This window comes from Pedobacter gandavensis (genome assembly GCF_032678745.1).
In the GTDB taxonomy this organism is placed as follows: Bacteria; Bacteroidota; Bacteroidia; order Sphingobacteriales; family Sphingobacteriaceae; genus Pedobacter; species Pedobacter gandavensis_C.
Genome location: NZ_JAVTST010000006.1, coordinates 77,264 through 96,470 on the forward strand (window position 1 = coordinate 77,264; position 19,207 = coordinate 96,470).

Consider the following 19,207-nt stretch of genomic DNA (forward strand, 5'->3'; position numbering starts at 1 on the left):
TTTAATCATTGAGCGCTAAAAAGCTCATCAGTTCTTGCTTTTCTTCTACTTCCAACTCCACAATTCTTTCTATCACCTGGAACAACTGTTCCCTTTCATTTGAGTTCAATAAGACATGGGTTAAGCTTACAAAAGCTTTCTTTTGATCTATGCTTAAACCACTAAATAACTTTGGTTGCAGTTCATACATCAATTTCAAGGTTTCCAGCAGATCTGTTCTTTGCGCAGCCTGCTCTTCCTGGAAAACGGGTAATACACCTTCTAATTCATACTTTTCCATCAGTTTATTTGAAAACTCTTTCAGGAATGGTTTCCTTTTAGTCCTCAACAACTCATTGACCTTTTTAATCAGAAACTTATACTCAGGAGCTGATTTTGTACGGGCATAAAGTTTTACCTGAGCATCATAATCTGTACTATTAAAATCAAACTCATCAAAAAATTCGCTTTCTATATATACACTATGATAGTACTCATCGGCCTTCTTATTCAAGGTAGTGTAATCTTTATATACTTCCTGGCCTTTATGATTGATAAAATAGTTCTTCGACAATTCTTTGTGTAGAGATTCTTTCCACTGTATAAATTTAACGCTAAATACCGTATTGCTCTCCGGATATCTAAACAGCAGATTGTCTTCCTGATCCACGATATTGTCCTGATAGGCTAATGGCTGCCCATTGATGACAATAGAAAAACCACTTTTCTTATGCAATTCCAAAAACCAGCAGAACTCAGCTTGCAAATAAGGAATTATACTCAGTTCCATGGCTTCTTTTGAAAACTGCACATTTGAAAATGAAACGGTAGTTCCGGTCGTTTTCCCTTTTACATCTTCATTTAAAAGCTGAGCTTCATAATTATTCAATCCACCAATAGCCACTTTAATACTTCCATTTTTGAACGAGCCATTTTCTTCATAAATCGTATTCCATTCCGCAGCATGAGCAAAAGTAAAAAAGGTAAGTCTCCCTACCCCATTCTTCCCATGCATGGTCGACTTATGCAAATGGATGCGCTGTTCCAATGCTTTCTCAGATTCATAAAATGGATTAAACTTATCTTTTAGTAAGGAGAAGTTGATGCCATAACCGTTATCAGCCACCTTTAAGCTTTCTATAGAACCCAAAGCATTAAAGTCGTAATCAATCAAAATGGTATCTGCCTTTGCATCAAAACCATTCCAGATGTACTCTGCAAGGGCTTGTTTTTCATTGTATAGACGCAAAACTTTTTTAATCCCTGTGGAAGTTATATTTACTTTAGTTGCCATGATCTACTGATTGCTTTTGAAATCCTTGAATTTCAAATTTAAGTTTTTTGTCTATTCTTTCGCTAAATTGAAAAGGTAATTTGCAGTGCAAATTCTTATTATTTCTTTTCACGGGTATAGGTAATGTACATCAGATCCGGCGGCGTACTTAAAAAAGGTTTTATCAGGCTAACGATTTGTCCTTGATGGTATCCAGAATGTACAATAAGGTGGGTTAAAATGTCGGATATGATGGTTTCATAAGCGATTCCTTTAGTATTATAATAACGTATTTTACGTTGAAAGTCTGCTTCTTCTAACTGCTCCAGAAAACTAGTCATCAGCTGATGGTTTTGATCCAGCAATTGCTGCCAGTCATTTTCTTCAAACTTCTCCCAGACTTCCACATCCTGCATTTCTCCAACCATCCGGCTTCTCCATACCCTAGTGGTGGCGATTAAATGGTTAAAAAGATCTTTTGCACGTTGCGGGATATCAGCAGTACTTTGCATGGATTGAAAAAGCCTGACATTTGTCCAATAGTCAAAAGCCAGTAGGTTAAAAAAATAGTCCTTCATAAATTTGAATCTATGAAGGACAAGTTATAAAAATTCCCCTAAACTATTCTTTACCATATCCTGGGTCTACAGTCAGAAAGACCAATACGAATTACAATACCGTTAAACTGCTGGACTCATAGACCAGATTTCCTTTATCCTCAGTTTTATATAGTTTTCCTGCCATCACTACTTTCTTCGACCTCAAATTTTCAGCTTCTTCTGTTTTCATTTGATGTTTCACTTTCAGCAGACTGCCGTCATCAAGTACCATTTCCAATTGCCCGTTATCTGCAACTGAAGTAACCAATCCTTTAATTTTCAATTCTGCTTCAGTTCTCCTTTTCATATATGGCCTTACTGCCGCCAAATCAATAAGGTCTACATTTTTCAAAGGATCACCATAAATATGCTGACCAGCAACCTGCTCCACCTGACGAACCTGAACCACCGCTCCATCAGCCTTAAAAAACCAATTGCCAATCAGAAAAGTCAATACTAGAATTGCCGCAATCTTAAAGATTCGCGCGCCTTTATCCGTATAAACGAAATATGTTTTTTCAGTGTTTACTCTGTTTAAAATTTCATTAACAGCCAATGCTGAATTTTTCCTCAGGAGATGTCCCATGTCATTTATTATTTATGATGGTTCAAATTTCCTGTTTATTTTCTCTTGCAATGTTGACCTATGGTAAGTAATCATCTGCTTATAAAAAGATGACTATTAGCTGAATAAACATCGACGAAAATATTTTCATCGATTGGTCGAGAAGTTATGCCGATTCGTCGACAGTTCTTTTGATATGGTCTAAAGCAGCAAAAACCTCGGTAACCTTTCTCATTTGAACTGGTCTTAACTACAAAAAACCTTAAAAAACTTAAAAACAAAAGATATGAAAACTTCCATCAAAACCTTATTCGCTTCAGCTTTAACTGCTATCATTTTAACTTCTTCAGCTTTTACTACTATAGCCAAAGAGAAATCGCCAACAAGCAATAGCGCAAGCGTAAAATTCAATAAAGTAGTAGTTACCGGGAATGCGAATGTGGTCCTGATCCAGGGCAATACAGAAAGTATCAACAGTTATGATGAAGTTCAAAACAGCAGCACTACTGTTCAACAAAAAGGATATACCCTGTACATCAACTCTAATAATAAAAGCACTATTTATGTCCATGTAAAAGACTTGCAAAGAATTGATGCTGCAGAAACTGCAACGGTAAAAACCCGTGGAACATTTGACCTGGCCGTCCTACAGATTTTCTTAAAAGATAACGCTAAAGCAAAAGTGAATGCAGTTGTTGGTAGTCTTTACACAGAGATGAGCGGTGAATCTGATTTAAAATTAAGCGGATCATCAAATGAACACCACCTGGTTAGAAATAATGTCTCAAAATTAAACCAAACAGATTTTGTGATCGCAAAACTGTAACCTGCAATCACTTTAGTCCTGATCACTTTAATAGCCTCAGCTACAAAACGAAAAACCGTTCTAAGGAAGAGCGGTTTTTTTTTTACGTATAACAAAGATGAAATGATAAAAAACTCTTAGCACATAAAGCCAGGTGATCATCATTACAACAAATCATTGGCAAGATTGGCCAACTCGCTACGTTCCCCTTTATCCAAAGTAATGTGTGCATACAACGAATGGTTTTTCGCACTTTCAATCAGGTAAGATAAACCATTACTTTCTGCATCCAGATAGGGTGTATCAATCTGATAGATATCACCCGTAAATACAATCTTAGTTTCTTCGCCCGCCCGGGAGATAATAGTTTTGATTTCATGAGGGGTCAGATTCTGTGCTTCATCTACGATAAAAAAGATTTTCGTAAGCGTTCTCCCTCGGATATAAGCCAATGGGGCGATCAAAATCTTCTCGGTATGTACAAATTCTTCAATCCTGGCCTGAGTTTTAGGATCATGTTGATATTGTTCTTTAATGAACCTCAGGTTATCCCATATTGGCGCCATGTAAGGATCAATCTTAGATTTCGCATCACCAGGTAGAAAACCAATGTCCTTATTGCTTAGGGCTACAATTGGCCTGGTTACATAAATCTGTCGGTAATCTTTGCGCAATTCCAAAGCACAAGCAATTGCCAGCAAGGTTTTCCCTGTGCCTGCCTTACCTTGAATAGTCACCAGCTTTACTGAAGGATTCATTAAAGCGTCGATAGCCATACTCTGCTCCTCGTTTCTAGGGGAGATATTGAAAACTTTTTGAGACTTAACCCGAATCAAGCGATCAGTTTGAACATCATAGTAAGCGGTCTGAGTTTTTCTTTTGCTTTTCAGGACATAAAAATGATTCCCCTCTATTGTTCCCAGCTCCAAAGCCGCAGCTGAAACACTACCTTCATTCTTTAAAGCATCAAAAAGCTGGGCATCTACATTTGGAAGAATTGTTTTTCCGGTATACAGTGCCTCCAGATTCTTTACCTTCCCTGTTTCATAATCTTCCGCATGAAGGTCCAATGACTTCGCTTTTAACCGTAAACAAATGTCTTTGGAAACCAGCACCACCTTTTTTTCCGGAAACTCTTCTTGTAGACTCAATGCCGCATTCAAAATGCGATGGTCAAATTTATCTGTACCAAAAATAACTTCCGCATCCAGAACTGCAGGTTTTCGATCCATCACCACTTTAAAATGCCCTTGTTTCGCCCCTTTCAAAGGGATCCATTGGTTCATCATCTTTTCTCCGGAAGCCTGGTCCATTAAACGTATGAAACTTCTGGCCTCTGCGTTTCTGGTTTCATTCCCATTTTTCATATTGTCCAGCTCTTCCAATACCTGTATGGGAATCGCTACATCATGTTCCTGAAAATTATTAAAGGCATTATGATCATACAGAATCACTGAAGTATCCAGTACAAAGATCTTTTTTTTCGCAGAATTACGCTTTAAGGAAGGTTTAGTCATGGTACTTAAAATTACCGAAATTTCGCCAATCTTCCAGCTCTCCTTTCAAAAAAAAATGCCCCCAAATTACAACTGCGCCATTCCGGAAATTTTGCGCATTCCGAAGGCTTGTATAGTTGAGTTTGGGGGCATAAATCAGGCTTCGCTGAACTACTTTTTATCCTGCTTTTTTTTATTTTTCAATTCCATTACTTTAAGAATCTTATGAAACAGCTCATGATTAGGATAAGTGCCCATAAATTCTGCTGATCCGGGGCCATAAGCGAAAACCGGAACCATAATGTTCGTATGGTCATTGGTGCTAAATGAACCTGTTATCATCCCTTTTTCTGCGGAGGCATCCAATAAGGTTAATCCACCGGTCTCATGATCAGCAGTAATCAACACTAAGGTCTCTTTATTTTGATCTGCGAATTTTAGCGCTGCCGCCACTGCCTTATCGAAATCATGAAGTTCCGTTACTACATAAGGCAGATCATTCACATGCCCCCCATAATCAATTTGCGCCCCTTCTGCCATGATGAAAAATCCTGGTTTATTAGCCGACAACATTTTCAGGCTATGGTCCAAACTGGCTTTGAGTAAATCTCCACGGCCATCCTTTACAGGTCTGGTGTCAATATCCGGTAATAAAACCAATTGTCTGCCCCCTGTTTGTTTAAAAAAATCAGAGCTTTGAGTACTCAATTGAAAACCCTGAGCTTTCAATTTGTTCATCAATTCCCTGTCTTTATTTTTCAGGAAACTTTTTTGATTGGAGCCTAGTAAAATCTCTGCTTTACTCTGCAACAAATCTGCAGCAATCTCTTCCGACATTGCCCGATCCGGCTGATGTGCGTAAAATGCGGCAGGAGTTGCATCAGTCATATCCCCTACACTAATGATCCCACTCTTAATCCCATAACCAGCCAAGGTATCCACAAGATTGGTTAGTTTTCGCCCATCCGCAGCAACACCGATATAGCGGTTATTCGTTTTCTCACCAACAGCCATTGCAGTAGCTCCAGCAGCAGAATCGGTATTTCCGGCATCGGCAGCAGCCGTTTGAGAAAAACCAATATGCCGAACATTGCTGATATTTAGCTGTCCATGATTGGCAATATAGCCTGCATGAATCTGCGCCAGGCCCATTCCGTCACCGATCAATAGAATCACATTTTTAACCGGTTTATGCAGTCCGTCTACTTTATACTCCGGTTCGTATACCGAATAAGCGACCGGATTGGTATAAGTCAGCTTATCCTTATGAAGATAGAAATCCTTTAATTTCCCCGGCTGATCCGTATTGATCCAATCTGCCCCAAGTCTTTCCAAAACAATCCAGGTATTGGGACTGTCTTGCGTTCCCCAAAACCTAAAGGGCTTATGTTGCGAATGTGCAGCATCAATCAACTTCTTTAGGGTCGCAAGATCCCCTGGCGTCGGATTTCCTTTTCCATTCCATGCCGTATAATTCTTCAAATCATCGCTGATCATGGCGATTCTTTTCAATTGATCAGGTGTATACTCTACATTCGGTCTACCATCAAAAGAAAAGTAGACCGGATAATTACCAAAATCCTGAGGTTTAGGCATATCTCCACTAATGACAATGTGGATCGCATCTGGATTAAGTTGATCATTGAAAACTCCCGGATAAGCGGAAAGGTCTTTGATCAATTGCGCCAGAACCGCTGGATAATTTTCTTTAATATCAACCACCAATTGCAGTTTCATTTTCGCGTCGGCATAAGGCTTATTGCTATTCTGCCGATAAAATTTAGCTAAAGGATCCAGGTAAAGTCCTTTCAATGTAGCCTCTACCTTAATTTCTGAACGATCATGTGCCACATACAAAACGCCATCTTTCAAGAAAACATCGGCTTCAATAGCCCCCATACCCGCGTAATACGCGGTCAGTAAGGGGATATTTTGGTGGTAATCGTTATGACTATGACCAGCATTATAACTTAAAGTGTGTTGCTGTGCCCTTGCATCCAAGGCAAATAACGCAATTGCAAATACCGCTGAGCGGAGGATGTTTTTCCTATACATTACCAACCTGGATTTTGAGTAATTACCCCAGCACTATTGTCAATTTCTCTTTGTGGCACCGCCCATACATCATGAACCTGAGGGTTAAATGCTCTGGATGGCCAGATCACATTCCCTTGTGAATCATGCAATGGCAAGGCATATGTGGCCTGAGCATCGCCCCAGCGCACTAAATCTCTATGTCGATCTGCCCATTCACCAGCAAGCTCACTACGACGTTCCCTTTTCAAATCAGCCAATCCCATTCCTGCTTTGGCCAATAATCCGGCACGTACTCTAATCTTATTCAATTCCGTATCACCGGCTCCTGCTCCGGAACTCATGATCGCTGCTTCTGCTTTGATCAACAATACTTCCGCATAACGCATCAAAGGCACATTCAAATCGGTAGTCCCATTGTCACCATTCGGATTCACATGCGTCGGTATTGGATTCTCATAAGAGAATGGCTCCATATATTTTTTAAACTGATAGTCTGAAGTTGCCCCACCATCTTTAGTAAAACTACGCTCCTGACCAAAGTAGAAGAACTTATCACCGGTCTTCAAAATAGTTGCTTCTCTACGCTGATCATTCGCTTCATAGGAATCATACAACTCCTTAGTCGGCAGATAATAGCCCCAGCCATTGTAAATACCCCATCCTTTATTGGTTAACATGACACCAGGAAGCTTACTTCCCCAGCCTGTACCACCACCACTTGGCGTACACACCACAGACCAGATGTATTCTTTTGACCAGTTGTTTGCTGCTTTGAAAACATCTGAAAACTTAGTCGTTACCAAGTCATGCTGACCAGAATTGATCACCATATCCGCATATTTTGCTGCATTCGGATAATCCTTTTTATACAGGTATACCTTCGATAAATATGCCCAGGCAGCCGTTTTATGTGCTTTTCCATAATCCGTAGCTTTCATATCCTTAAAATATGGCAATTGATCTGCTGCCTTCAAAAATAGCTGAATGATGTAGTCATAATTCTCATTCACATTTTTCGCTCGCGGAATGGCTTTAGAGGGGTCTGTTTCCAGGCTTACAATAGGTATCCCTGCTTTTTCATTTCCATAATTTGCTGCCAACTGAAAATACACCAATGCCGCATTAAAGTAAGCATCACCAATCACTTGTTTCTTTAGGTTTTCATCCATAGGAATGGCCGGAACATTCTTTATGATATCATTTGCACGTTTAATCACTGCATAACGCATAGACCATTGCGTTTCTGTATATCCCCCACCAACATATGTTTTGTTGAAGTTTTTAATATTATCAGCCTCCGGTTTATTCCTGCCTGTCACCATATCATCACTCGCATTGATGAACCAGAACATCCCTCGCCCATAAAAATTCTCATCATTATACTTCTCATACAAACCATTTTCTGCTTTCAACGCATCCTCCGGTGTTTTCCAGAAATTCTGAGCAGATGGGGCTCCCTCCGGAATGATATTCAATTGATGTTTACATGAGCTTAAAACTGCCAATGCTACAATGGCCAGATACTTTATATTTTGTTTCATTTTTCTTTCTTTTGATAATTACAAATTCACACTAAGACCCAGGAGAAAACTTCTTGCCTGAGGATACCTGCCTACATCCATTCCATAGTTATCCATTCCGATTTCCGGATCAAAACCTGAATAATTAGTAATGGTAAATAGGTTGTTTGCAGTACCATACACGCGAATGGCTCCTGTTTTCAATTTGTTGGTGATTAATTTAGGAAGAGTATAACCGAGGGTCACATTACGAATGCGTAAATAAGAACCATTTTCGATATAAAAATCAGAGGCATTAAAGTTTCCATTGTCATCAGAAGTAGAAATGATCGGAACTTTAGCCCCTGGATTTTCCGGCGACCAGGCATCAAGAATACCCGTTAATTTATTGTAAGATGGTCCACTGGCACTGTACGTCGTTCTCTTTACTGCATTGAACAACTTATTCCCTTGTACACCCTGAGCAAAAATATTCAGGTCAAAGTTTTTGTAAGCAGCATTAAAGCTGAAGCCATATGAGAAATCAGGATATGCACTACCCGCAAAATAACGATCCCCACCATCAATGGAACCACTTTTATCCAGATCCGCAAATTTAAAATCTCCAGGTTTTGCCTTAGGCTGAATTTTTTCACCCTTAGCATTCGTATAACTATCCACTTCTGCCTGAGTCTGGAAGATTCCTTGAGTTTTCAAAACGTAATAACTGTATAAAGGCTGTCCTTCTTTGATGAACAATGGAGCCAATTCATTTCTAAAGTTCTTATTTACCGGAAAGCTTTCTGAACCAGGAGCCAGCTTAATCACTTTATTATTCACCTTCGTTAAGGTTGCACCGATCGTGTAAGTAAATGCTTTCTGAGCATTACTGTTATAGCTGATCCCCAATTCAACCCCATTATCCCTGATCAAACCTGCATTAATGGTTTGCGTTTCTAAACCTGCGGTACCTGGAAGCTGTTTGGTGAAGATCATTCTATCGGTATTTTTGATAAAATAATCTGCGGTTAAGGTAAAAGTGTTTTTCATAATACCAAGATCCAAACCAAAATTGGTTTGTTTCGATTGTGCCCAGGTCAGGTTTGGATTCTCTAACACAGTGGATACATAGCCATTTGCACTAGCAGGTGTCTGACCAAAATACGACAAGGTACTCACCAATAAAGGGCTCACATCCGAAGGAGCTAAACTCCCTAGATTTCCCAATACCCCATAACTGCCTCTCAGTTTCAATTCACTTAACCAGGTACTTTCTTTGAGGAAATTCTCCTTTGTCAGCACCCAACCTGCAGAAGCAGAGTAATAATCTCCAAATTTATTCTTCGCTTTAGGAACCATAGATGTTCCATCACGACGACCAATCAAAGACAACAGGTATTTTTCCTTGTAATTATAATTCGCTCTAAAAAATAATGAGGACAGGGCTGTTTCTTGCATCCTGCTCACCGCCGGTTCAAATACAGAAGCGTTCACCAGATATCTTTTGGAAGGTGCTTCATCATCAAAACCCTTACCCACTACATAAAATTCATCGTACCTGGTTTTCTGAAAAGATAAACCCCCAGTGAAATCTAATTGATGACTTCCGATTATCGTTTTATAACTCAAAATCTGTTCAGCTAAGAGGTCATTTTTCCTACCTGAGCCTTCTTCCAAAGAGTTGATCAGTACAGGCTTTCCAACTTCCGGACGTTTTGGTGTGAAAATTTTTCTATTGCTAAATTCCTTTGTTAAGCTAAAGTTCGACTTAAACGTCAAACCTTTTGCAAGGTCCAAAATCACATATGGATTAATCAAAAGTACATTCTCAGGCCTGTTGATGTCAATTCGTTTCAATTCTGCAACCGGATTCACAATGTCTCCATAGTCGCCGGCAAAAGCGCCACCCGGTAAACCAGCAAAACTGCCATCCGGGTTATATGGAGTTCCATTAGCCGGATAATAAATCGCAGATAATAACGCTCCCGTATAATCACTACTCGTATTTGCACCTCTTCCATTCGTGCTGCTAAATGAGAGGTTTTCTCCAATTTTCAACCAGGAGTTCAATTTATGATCAGAATTGATTCTAAAATTAAAACGCTGTACCTCCGTATTCAATACAATGCCTTCGGCTTTACGGTAGTTGAAACTTAAATACATCGTTGATTTTTCAGATCCACCAGAAAGTCCAAGGTTATAATCCTGCGTTTTTCCAGTTCTGAATACCTCATCCATCCAATTGGTACGGGTAATTCTTCCTTCCGGGTATTTCGATGCATCAAAAGCAGGAAGTAATGCCGTTTTCCCATTCTTTGCGGCGGTTTCCGCAACCATAGCCCTTTGTTCGGCGTTTAGCGGCGTTAATTTTCTCCAGGCACTTTGCGCACCAGCTTTCGCATCGAAGTTAATTTCCATTTTACCGGTCTTCCCTTTTTTTGTGGTGATTAAGACCACACCACCAGATGCCCTTGCTCCATAAATTGCCGCGGCACCATCCTTCAATACAGAAATAGCCTCGATATCATTTGGATTAAGCACTGGAGTTCCCGGAAAAATAGAACCATCAACTACATAAAGTACATTCTCTCCATTGATCCCACCAGAACCCCTGATGTTCACCCTCGGGCCAGAAGTTGGATCACCACCTTCATTGGTTACGATCACGCCAGGCGCTTTTCCTGCCAGTACCTCTCCAATACTATTTACTGATCTTGAAGAGACCTTATCTAAAGAAACGGTACTCACCGCACCTGATAGCGTTGCTTTCTTTTGTGTTCCATAACCCACCACTACCACTTCCGATAGCAATGATTTATCTTCCATCAACACCACATTGAGTTCCTGATTTCCCTCTACTTTCAGCGTTTTTGTTTTATAACCTACCATGGAAAAGGATAAGCTAGCATTTTCGCCAACCGCGATCCTAAACTTTCCATCTACATCAGTAGTGGTGGCTCTGGGCATACCTAACACCTTTACCGATACACCCGGCATCGCCATCCCTAAAGAATCTGTCACCTTTCCAGAAACATTGCGGTCTGGTTTGGCTGCCGGAACAGGGATTTTTCTAAGGATAATATGGCCGGCCTTCTCCTGGAAACTAAATCCCATTAGGGTTAGTAAGGAAGAAACGCGCTCATTTTTTAATGCTGCATTTTCCTGAATCTGATGGTTGCGTACCGCATCCGGATTGTATACAAAATGAAGTCCGGTACTTGCTTCAATTTCTTTGAGGATCGCGACAGTAGCACGGTTCGGGCCGACCTTAATCGTTACCCTGCTTTTCTCTAATACCTGCGCCATCGTAGAGGAGGCAGATAATGCACCGCAAAAGGTGCAGAGTATAGAAAAAGTTAACAATGAATATTTCATGGCTTTCAAAAGAGCTGGTGACCTCTTTACTGAGGATTTTTTCATATTTTTAGTTGTTTTATAACTTTGATAGGGTTTTAAAATATTCCGGCTTTGTAATTGTCGTTAGGAAGCCGGTTTTACATTTACCGGTACTGATCTGATCAGTACCGGTTTATTGATTCGATTTATATCCTCATTTTCTATACACATTAAAGGTTTTATGATTTTCGGTTACACTGAATTTCAATTGATGGAGGCTACAGATGATCTCCAGAATCTCTTCAGGGCTTTGTTTGGTATTAAAAATTCCAGTACATTTTAATTTCTCTAGCGTAGGACTAGCTAATGTGATATGAATATTGTAGGCATATTCCAGTTTGGCGATTAAATCTTCCAGGGCAATACCCTCAAACTTAAGCTCCACTGGTAGCGGGATTGCGGTTTGTTTTATTTCGGCCGACTGATTTATTTTATCATAAGAAATCTCTTGTCCTTTAACCAATGTTCCAAATACCTGATGTGTATTTCCAACGGCCACTTTTCCTGTGGCTACCTGAATAGAAATGCGAGGCTGATTTTTAAAAGATTTAATCCGAAAGGAAGTCCCCAGTACTTTTGTGTAAAGCTGGTTGCTGGTTTTCACGATGAAAGTTCTATTTTCCTCATGAGCAATATTGAAAAAAGCTTCTCCCTCAGTCAGCGCAATGGTTCTATCCTGCTTATTGAATTTTTGTGGATATACCAATTGCGCAAGGGGCGCCATGATGACTTTGGAACCATCACTAAAAACTACAATTTTCTTTTCTGTGGCGCTGGTGTTCAGGGTGAAAAATCTTTCTTCAACCACTGCTTTCTTTTGAAAAGACCAATAACCAAGCCCAGTTGCCATCACAACAAAGACTGCCGCTGCAATTTTCCCCAATTGCGATAACGAAGTAAGCGCGTAAGTTTTACCTGTCGCTTTCTGCTGCATTTCCTCCTGCAAATTTAAAAGTACCGCAGCGGCAATTTCAGATTTCCTACCCTTTGCTATTGGCGCCTGTGTTTCATAAGAATGGTACCATTGTTCTACCTGTGCCGCTTCTTCCGAACTGGTCTCTCCATTTAAATATTTACTGAGCAGCGATTGCGCTTGTTCTTCCTTTGTCATCTACACCTAAGTCAAATGAAATGAAAGATGGTACTAGCGAAGTCTGTTAAGCTTGGGTTAAGTTTATATAAAGAAGGATCAAAAGAAGAAACACCAGATAAGACAATCTTTTCTTCATGACTTTTAGTGCAGATGAGATTTGATTTTTTACCGTTTGAGCGGAGAGATCCAATTCCTCAGCAATCTCTCTGATGGATTTCTCCTCCTGTCGGCTCATAGAAAACACTACTCTCATTTTTTCGGGGAGCTCCTGGATCGCCTCCTCCACCTGCTGGTGCAGCTCTTTGAGCATTAAACCCTCTGCTGCAGAAAATTCAGTTTCTCCATAAACCAATAGGCGCAAATCTTCCTGATGTTTTTCTTTAATCTGGGAAGAACGAAAATAATTGATCACACGATATTTTACCGCGCCAAGGAAATAAGCAGACAGTGGTCCTTTCACCTGAACACGCTCCCGGTTTTCCCATAGGGAGATGAAAATCTCCTGACAAATGTCCTGGGCAATTTCTTCATCACGCAAGCGCTTATAAGCCGCATCCAAAACATCCTCCCAATAATACTGGTAAATATCCTCCATTGCTGTATGTTCTCCACGCCGTAGTAGCGAAAGCAATTCAGTTTCTGATATCATTTGATGATCCCCCCAAGGTAATTTCTCCAAATCTACCTCAGACATGTTCCCTTAATGTTAAGAAATCTTTTAGTTAACAATAAGCCTGCTAAAAGGAATTAATGGGATGTATGGGGGATGCAGTCCAGAAAAAATGGGCAAAAAGAAAACGGAGTCCCTCTTCTAGCGATTTGGTTCTCCGTTTCCACCTTTTCGTTGCCGTAGCATTGAAAAAGCATCAAAATCTCTGTCATTCTAACCTCCTTTGTTACTCTTAGTGTATTTCAACTTTGATCCCTCAGAAATTTACTTTGCTCATCCTTCCGTAGAACAATGAATTAGTTTAATGTTTGTCCCGAATATAGTGAATATACCTGCTCTAAACAGTGTAGGTATTTTAAGCATCATTTTCTCCGTTTCCTTCGAATTTGATCTTTTACTTATTCTTTGAAAGCTTCAGAATCTTTTGCCCTTCGGCACATATTCTTTTTGAAGTCTTTCTTTCAAACGGCTAAAGAACTTCCCTTTTGATACATCTAATTTACAAACTATAACTAACTAATGCAAAGATAATTGTGAATTATTTACAATATATTGTCAACAGGTTGTCAACTTGTTATCAACAGGTTTTACACATAGTTATCAACATCAAATAAAGATCCTATTCGTCCTTTTTAATTGTCCAGCTTGCTTCTATTGCCGCAATCTTTGCCAAGCGTTTAACATGACGTTCCTCAGCAGAAAACTCGGCTTTTAAAAACGCAAAAACAATATCTTTTGCCAACTCCAAACCAATAACGCGCGCGCCCAGGCATAGGATATTAACATCGTCATGCTCTACCGATTGATGGGCAGAGTAAGTATCATGACACACACCAGCACGGATGCCTTTAAATTTATTTGCAGCAATACTTACACCAACCGCACTGCCACAAATTAAAATCCCCCGATCTCCTTCCTGATTGAGAATCGCCTCCGCAACCATTGCAGCATGATCAGGGTAGTCACTCGGACTAACGGTATGCGTGCCTAGATCAAGCACCTCATACCCTGCCTCTTGCAATGTTGCAGCTAATATCGTCTTATACGGGAACCCTGCATGGTCCGAACCTAGAATAACTCTCATCTTAAAAGGTATACAAATTTCATTCCCAATTCCGCTCTCCTGTTTCATTTAGGCGACTGTAGCGTTTGAGTAAGTCCGCTCGTTTTAGCAAACAACAATCTAAAACTCATTTTATATGAATCTTTCTACAATCAAAATTACCGGAAGCTTAAACAAGCTGATGACCGGCACCTTAGTCGCAATGAGCGTTTTATTTCTTAGCAGCTGCTCTACTAAAGAAGCTCCAACTCCGGAAGTTGCTGCAGTGATGTTCGTTAACACCTCCCCTACGCCTGCTACTTACAATATTTATGTAAACGGCGGACAGGCAAATACTGGTGCGCTTCCATTTGGTGGCGCCATGCCTTATTCTAGAATCGCTCCTGGTGAACACTCCATTAAATTTACAACTGCGAGTAGTACAGAAAGCTTGATTACTAAAAAAGTAGCTATGGAAAATAACAAGTCTTATTCTCTTTTTCTAATTGGAAAAGATGATAAACTGGATTATTTAGTGATCAATGATGAAATTGCTAAGCGGCCAACGGACAAAGCAATGATCCGTTTCATCAACCTATCACCTGATGCAGCGGCATTAGATCTAGGTGTTAAAGATGGTGCAATCCTAATCGGCGATAAAGCCTACAAAGCAAACAGTACCTTTATTGAAGTAGAAGCTAAAAAACAGACGCTACAAATTAAAGACAAAGCCACAGGAGAAATGAAATCTGAACTGGTAGACGCAGAATTTAAAGCTGGAGAGGTGTATACCATTCTAAGCATTGGAATACTGGCTCCAACAGGATTAGAACAAAAAGCAATCCTAAAACTGATCAATAATAAATAGACTCTAGTCAAAAAAGAGCGCCTGATCTTATGAGATCAGGCGCTCTTTCAATTAACCAGCCTTTACCTGAAGCAAAGACGGGTTAATTACCTATCGTCTATTTGTGTGTGTTTCTACTTAATGGCCTCTGCCCTTATCATTACCACGCTTTTCAGGGCCATTCCCTTTTCTATCATGATCGTTTCCTCGCTGATTCCTATCATTGTCTCTCGCTTGTGGCCTTTCAACCCTTGATGGATATTTCTTTGCCTGTCCTGGAGGCATTCCATGTGGATGGCCTTTCACTACATAATACCGCTTATCATTACTATTTCGAATCACTTGCTGCGTACGTACATTTTTATACCTCGCATACTGACGGCGATCCCGATCAAAATTACGATAAGGATCTCTGGAATTCACTACTACCTTATAGCCACTATACAAGTCGTAACTTCTGTATCTTGAAGGTAAGGTTCTTGAAAAAATCCATCTTCCTCTATCCTGATATACAAACTGTTGCTTTGGAACGTAATAATAGCTTTCTACATCAGGCAGGTAATAATACTCTACATGGTCGTAGCCTACCGGACCCCATAAAGGTTGGGATCCAATATTTACATTTAAGCTGATTTGTGCAGTTGCCGGTGAGGATAATATCCCCATTGCTCCAAGCAAACTTATGATCATTAACTTTTTCATCTCAATTGTCTTTTATCATCAAATGATTAACCTCTACCATGGCCTCTGTTGCCACGATCATGCCCTCTGTCGCCACCACGATCTCCTCTACCTTCATTTCTACCTCTTCTATCACCATGATCTCCACGTCCATTTTCTCTTCTCTCATAGCGATCATCATTGTCGCGGTCATATCTCTTATTACCTTTCCAATTATCGTGGCCTCTGTCGTTATCTCTATAAACACGTCTATCGCCTCTGCCATAATAAGGATGACCTTTTACCACATAATATCTCGAATCATGGCTATGTCTGATCACCTGTTGGGTTCTTACATTTCTATATCTCGCATAATTTACGCGGTGAGAATGAAAATCACGGTAAGGATCTCTCGAATTGACTACCACTTTATAACCACTATATAGGTCATATCCTCTATATCTTGAAGGCAGGTTCGAAGCATATATCCAACGACCACCATCCATATAAATAAACTGACGTCTCGGTACACTGTAATAGCATTCTATATCCGGTAAATAATAACTATCTACATGATCATAGCCTACAGGTCCCCATAATGGTTGAGAACCAATATTCAAACTGACACTGATTTGTGCCGAAGCCTTAAAGGGCATCCATCCTATTACTCCAAGTAGCCCTAATACTATTAACTTTTTCATAACCCTATGTTTAATGTTTCATTTGTGTGTTTGTTGATTCAAATGTCTATAGCGAACATGAAATGAACATGAAATTTTAGATTTATTTAATTATTCTTTTTTTTCATCTTATTTTCATGTTGAGTCCTCATCTTCGTATCATTCAATACAAGTGGCGCGGATAATAAAACACACACACAATGTTTTAATGAGGGAGGGCTAGTTTGCCTCGGAAGAGGCAAACTTTCCATATATTTACATCATGAGCAATATTAAATTCTTACGTTCATATACCACAGCCCTACTTTTCTTAGGACTTCCCCTTGGTTCTTTTGCCAGCGAAACCTCCACTATGCCCTTGTTTTCCAAAGAGAAAAACATCAGTTCAAAGGATTTTTTTTATCAGGACAATAGAGATAAGAGACAGGAACGTGGCAAGGAAAGGAAGAAACCTGATGTTAAAGAAGTTCCACAATCCAGGAGACAGGAAAAGCCAGGAGAAGTAAAACCTGAAAAAAGAGAGCGCCCATCCAGGGATAATAAAAGAAAAAGAGACTAAAAAACCAGCATGAAAGTTCTGATTGTAGAAGATGAAAAAACGCTGGCATATGAAATGGAAGACTTCCTGAAAAAGGCTTTCTATATCTGTGATCTGGCCCATACCATTAAAGATGGTCTGGAGAAAATGGAAAGTAACAGTTACGATTTTATTCTGCTGGATCTCGGGCTTCCGGATGGCGACGGCCTTAGCCTCTTGCCTAAAGCAAAAAAACATAACCCTGATGCTGCATACATCATCCTAACGGCCAGGGGAAACCTGGAAGACCGCATTGCCGGACTAGACCTTGGGGCGGACGATTATCTTCCGAAACCCTTTTCCTTATTGGAACTACAATCCAGAATGCAAGCCATTGCCCGACGGAAATTCAACATCAAAGAGGAATTATTGCAATTGGGAGATTTTCAACTTGATTTGCAAAAAAGGCTGATCCTATTTCAAGAGAATCAAATAGAGCTTTCCAGAAAAGAATTTGACCTACTGAGTTATCTTTTCCTCCATAACAACCGCGTGCTGACCAGAATGCAGCTCAGTGAACACATATGGGGTACTTTTGCAGACGACGATTATGATTCCAACTATATCGATGCACACATTAAGAACATCAGAAAAAAATTGAATGCCTGGGCCCCCGCAGATTTCCTGGAAACCGTGCGTGGTGTAGGCTACAGAATAAGAAAATAAATGAAATTATCATCAAAGCTCATCCTGTTTATCACCAGTTCTAAACTGGCTGTTGTCTTGTTATTTGTCTTTTCATTACCTTTTCTGGTCAATCGGATTGTTTCTGAATACACCAATTACTCTCTACGAAGTCAACAAAACAAGGTGATCGATGTCGTACAGAAGAACGGCATCGAACATTACCTGCAGGGCGATGATAGTTATGGAAGTTATACCATGCTTAAGGAAGAGTATATCGCACTGGAACCTGCTGCAAAAAACCTATACATAGACACTATAAAAACTGCTCAAAGGATTGTAGAACGAGATACGTTGACCTATAAAATTCTCATTCATACTTTCAGTTACGACCAGAAAAATTACTTGTTGGAAATTGGTAAAACCCTCAGCAGCATCAACCAATACAACAAAACTTTACAAAAAACAGCTTTGTATGTACTGATGGGCCTCATCGCCCTCACCCTCTTAATAGACCTCATCTTTACCCGGATTCTGATCAGACCATTAGGTAAAATCATAAAAAGTAAACTGATCAATAGAAAATTCCCGTTTAAAGACCATTCTCCTCCTGTGCCCACCAGCACGCAGGACTTTAAATACCTGGATGAATCACTAATTCTTTTGATGGACCAGATCAATGAAGCTTTTGAAAAGGAAAGAGAGTTTACTGCCAACGCTTCTCATGAATTAATGACCCCAATCAGTATCCTGCAAAACAAGATGGAAAACTTATTGGGAGATGAAACTCTTTCGGAAAGTGCTGTATTGAAAATTATTGAGATGATGAAAACATTGAGCCGTCTCAAGAAAATTTCCAACTCCCTATTGCTCATCTCCAGAATTGAAAACCAACAGTTTCTAAAATCTGCCAGCATCCAACCTTCTGTAATCATCAATGAAGTATTGGAAGAAATTAATCACCGGCTGCTTGATCAGGAAATTGACCTCAAAGTAGAACTAAGCATCGATCAGCGATTGACCAATGTGAACCAGGACTTGTTGTTCCAATTGTTCTACAACCTGATTAATAATGCCATCAAATACAATGTTTATCAAGGAAAGATCCTGATCAGCGATAAATACACAGCTGAAAATGCTTATGCCATCGTGATTCAGGATACCGGAATCGGAATTGCTGAAGAAGACCTGGATTTCATCTTTGATCGCTTTAGAAAGGCCAACCTGACTGAAAATGTAGGTTATGGGCTGGGCCTTTCCATCGTAAAAAGTATTGCACTATACCATGATATCGAGATCCTGGTGAGCTCAAAGGTAAAGGAAGGTACTACCTTCACCTTAATTTTTCCTTAAAAAAACACACTC

At 39.9% G+C, this 19,207-nt stretch carries 17 protein-coding genes; 5 read left to right on the forward strand and 12 right to left on the reverse strand.

What is annotated here, in order from left to right; all coding sequences use genetic code 11:
* Window position 1: 1 nt before the first annotated feature.
* The 3 genes from R2S10_RS18085 to R2S10_RS18095 all read right to left on the reverse strand — a co-directional run bounded on the left by R2S10_RS18085 (window position 2) and on the right by R2S10_RS18095 (window position 2,437).
* Entirely contained in the window at window positions 2-1,273 is a 1,272-nt protein-coding gene (locus R2S10_RS18085; protein ID WP_316841815.1) for an ATP-binding protein, read from the reverse strand.
* A 98-nt stretch (window positions 1,274-1,371) separates the two neighbouring features.
* On the reverse strand, window positions 1,372-1,830 hold the full coding sequence (locus R2S10_RS18090; RefSeq protein WP_316841816.1) for a DinB family protein: 459 nt from the start codon (window positions 1,828-1,830) through the stop codon (window positions 1,372-1,374).
* Between the two features lie 91 nt (window positions 1,831-1,921).
* A complete protein-coding gene (locus R2S10_RS18095) occupies window positions 1,922-2,437 on the reverse strand; it encodes a hypothetical protein (protein WP_316841817.1) in 516 nt (171 codons plus the stop codon).
* Window positions 2,438-2,702: 265 nt separating this feature from the next.
* Between R2S10_RS18095 and R2S10_RS18100 the strand changes: the two genes are divergently transcribed.
* Window positions 2,703-3,242: a GIN domain-containing protein gene (locus R2S10_RS18100; protein WP_316841818.1), complete on the forward strand. Its 540-nt coding sequence runs from the start codon at window positions 2,703-2,705 to the stop codon at window positions 3,240-3,242.
* Window positions 3,243-3,385: 143 nt separating this feature from the next.
* Here the strand turns inward: R2S10_RS18100 and R2S10_RS18105 are convergent, their stop codons facing one another.
* From R2S10_RS18105 to rpiB, 7 genes are all read right to left on the reverse strand, one after another.
* Window positions 3,386-4,738: a PhoH family protein gene (locus R2S10_RS18105; protein WP_316841819.1), complete on the reverse strand. Its 1,353-nt coding sequence runs from the start codon at window positions 4,736-4,738 to the stop codon at window positions 3,386-3,388.
* Window positions 4,739-4,888: 150 nt separating this feature from the next.
* On the reverse strand, window positions 4,889-6,772 hold the full coding sequence (locus R2S10_RS18110; RefSeq protein WP_316841820.1) for an alkaline phosphatase: 1,884 nt from the start codon (window positions 6,770-6,772) through the stop codon (window positions 4,889-4,891).
* Window positions 6,772-8,295, reverse strand: coding sequence for a RagB/SusD family nutrient uptake outer membrane protein (locus tag R2S10_RS18115; RefSeq protein WP_316841821.1), 1,524 nt, complete (start codon window positions 8,293-8,295; stop codon window positions 6,772-6,774). The genes R2S10_RS18110 and R2S10_RS18115 overlap by 1 nt, the downstream gene beginning before the upstream one ends.
* Before the next feature lie 18 nt (window positions 8,296-8,313).
* Complete coding sequence (locus R2S10_RS18120) at window positions 8,314-11,673, reverse strand: TonB-dependent receptor (protein ID WP_316841822.1); 3,360 nt, start codon at window positions 11,671-11,673, stop codon at window positions 8,314-8,316.
* Window positions 11,674-11,803: 130 nt separating this feature from the next.
* A complete protein-coding gene (locus tag R2S10_RS18125; protein ID WP_316841823.1) occupies window positions 11,804-12,760 on the reverse strand; it encodes a FecR family protein in 957 nt (318 codons plus the stop codon).
* A gap of 46 nt (window positions 12,761-12,806) precedes the next feature.
* On the reverse strand, window positions 12,807-13,436 hold the full coding sequence (locus R2S10_RS18130; protein WP_316841824.1) for an RNA polymerase sigma-70 factor: 630 nt from the start codon (window positions 13,434-13,436) through the stop codon (window positions 12,807-12,809).
* A gap of 595 nt (window positions 13,437-14,031) precedes the next feature.
* Window positions 14,032-14,496 (reverse strand): ribose 5-phosphate isomerase B, encoded by a 465-nt coding sequence (gene rpiB, locus R2S10_RS18135; protein WP_316841825.1) that lies wholly within the window; start codon window positions 14,494-14,496, stop codon window positions 14,032-14,034.
* Between the two features lie 115 nt (window positions 14,497-14,611).
* Here rpiB and R2S10_RS18140 point away from each other — a divergent pair, with 115 nt between their 5' ends.
* The gene (locus R2S10_RS18140; RefSeq protein ID WP_316841826.1) at window positions 14,612-15,322 is read left to right on the forward strand and encodes a DUF4397 domain-containing protein; all 711 of its coding nucleotides are present in this window, start codon (window positions 14,612-14,614) and stop codon (window positions 15,320-15,322) included.
* 117 nt (window positions 15,323-15,439) lie between these two features.
* On the opposite strand, the gene R2S10_RS18145 is transcribed toward R2S10_RS18140, so the two are convergent.
* Together R2S10_RS18145 and R2S10_RS18150 are read right to left on the reverse strand one after the other, a co-directional pair.
* The gene (locus tag R2S10_RS18145; RefSeq protein WP_316841827.1) at window positions 15,440-16,003 is read right to left on the reverse strand and encodes a hypothetical protein; all 564 of its coding nucleotides are present in this window, start codon (window positions 16,001-16,003) and stop codon (window positions 15,440-15,442) included.
* A 26-nt stretch (window positions 16,004-16,029) separates the two neighbouring features.
* Window positions 16,030-16,662, reverse strand: coding sequence for a hypothetical protein (locus tag R2S10_RS18150; protein ID WP_316841828.1), 633 nt, complete (start codon window positions 16,660-16,662; stop codon window positions 16,030-16,032).
* A gap of 241 nt (window positions 16,663-16,903) precedes the next feature.
* Between R2S10_RS18150 and R2S10_RS18155 the strand changes: the two genes are divergently transcribed.
* Genes R2S10_RS18155 through R2S10_RS18165 form a run of 3 tightly spaced genes read left to right on the forward strand, consistent with a single transcriptional unit; the run spans window position 16,904 to window position 19,195 of the window.
* Complete coding sequence (locus R2S10_RS18155) at window positions 16,904-17,200, forward strand: hypothetical protein (RefSeq protein ID WP_316841829.1); 297 nt, start codon at window positions 16,904-16,906, stop codon at window positions 17,198-17,200.
* 9 nt (window positions 17,201-17,209) lie between these two features.
* The gene (locus tag R2S10_RS18160; RefSeq protein WP_316841830.1) at window positions 17,210-17,884 is read left to right on the forward strand and encodes a response regulator transcription factor; all 675 of its coding nucleotides are present in this window, start codon (window positions 17,210-17,212) and stop codon (window positions 17,882-17,884) included.
* Window positions 17,885-19,195 carry a HAMP domain-containing sensor histidine kinase gene (locus tag R2S10_RS18165; RefSeq protein ID WP_316841831.1) on the forward strand — a complete coding sequence of 437 codons (1,311 nt, stop codon included), beginning with the start codon at window positions 17,885-17,887 and terminating at the stop codon, window positions 19,193-19,195.
* Window positions 19,196-19,207 lie beyond the last annotated feature (12 nt).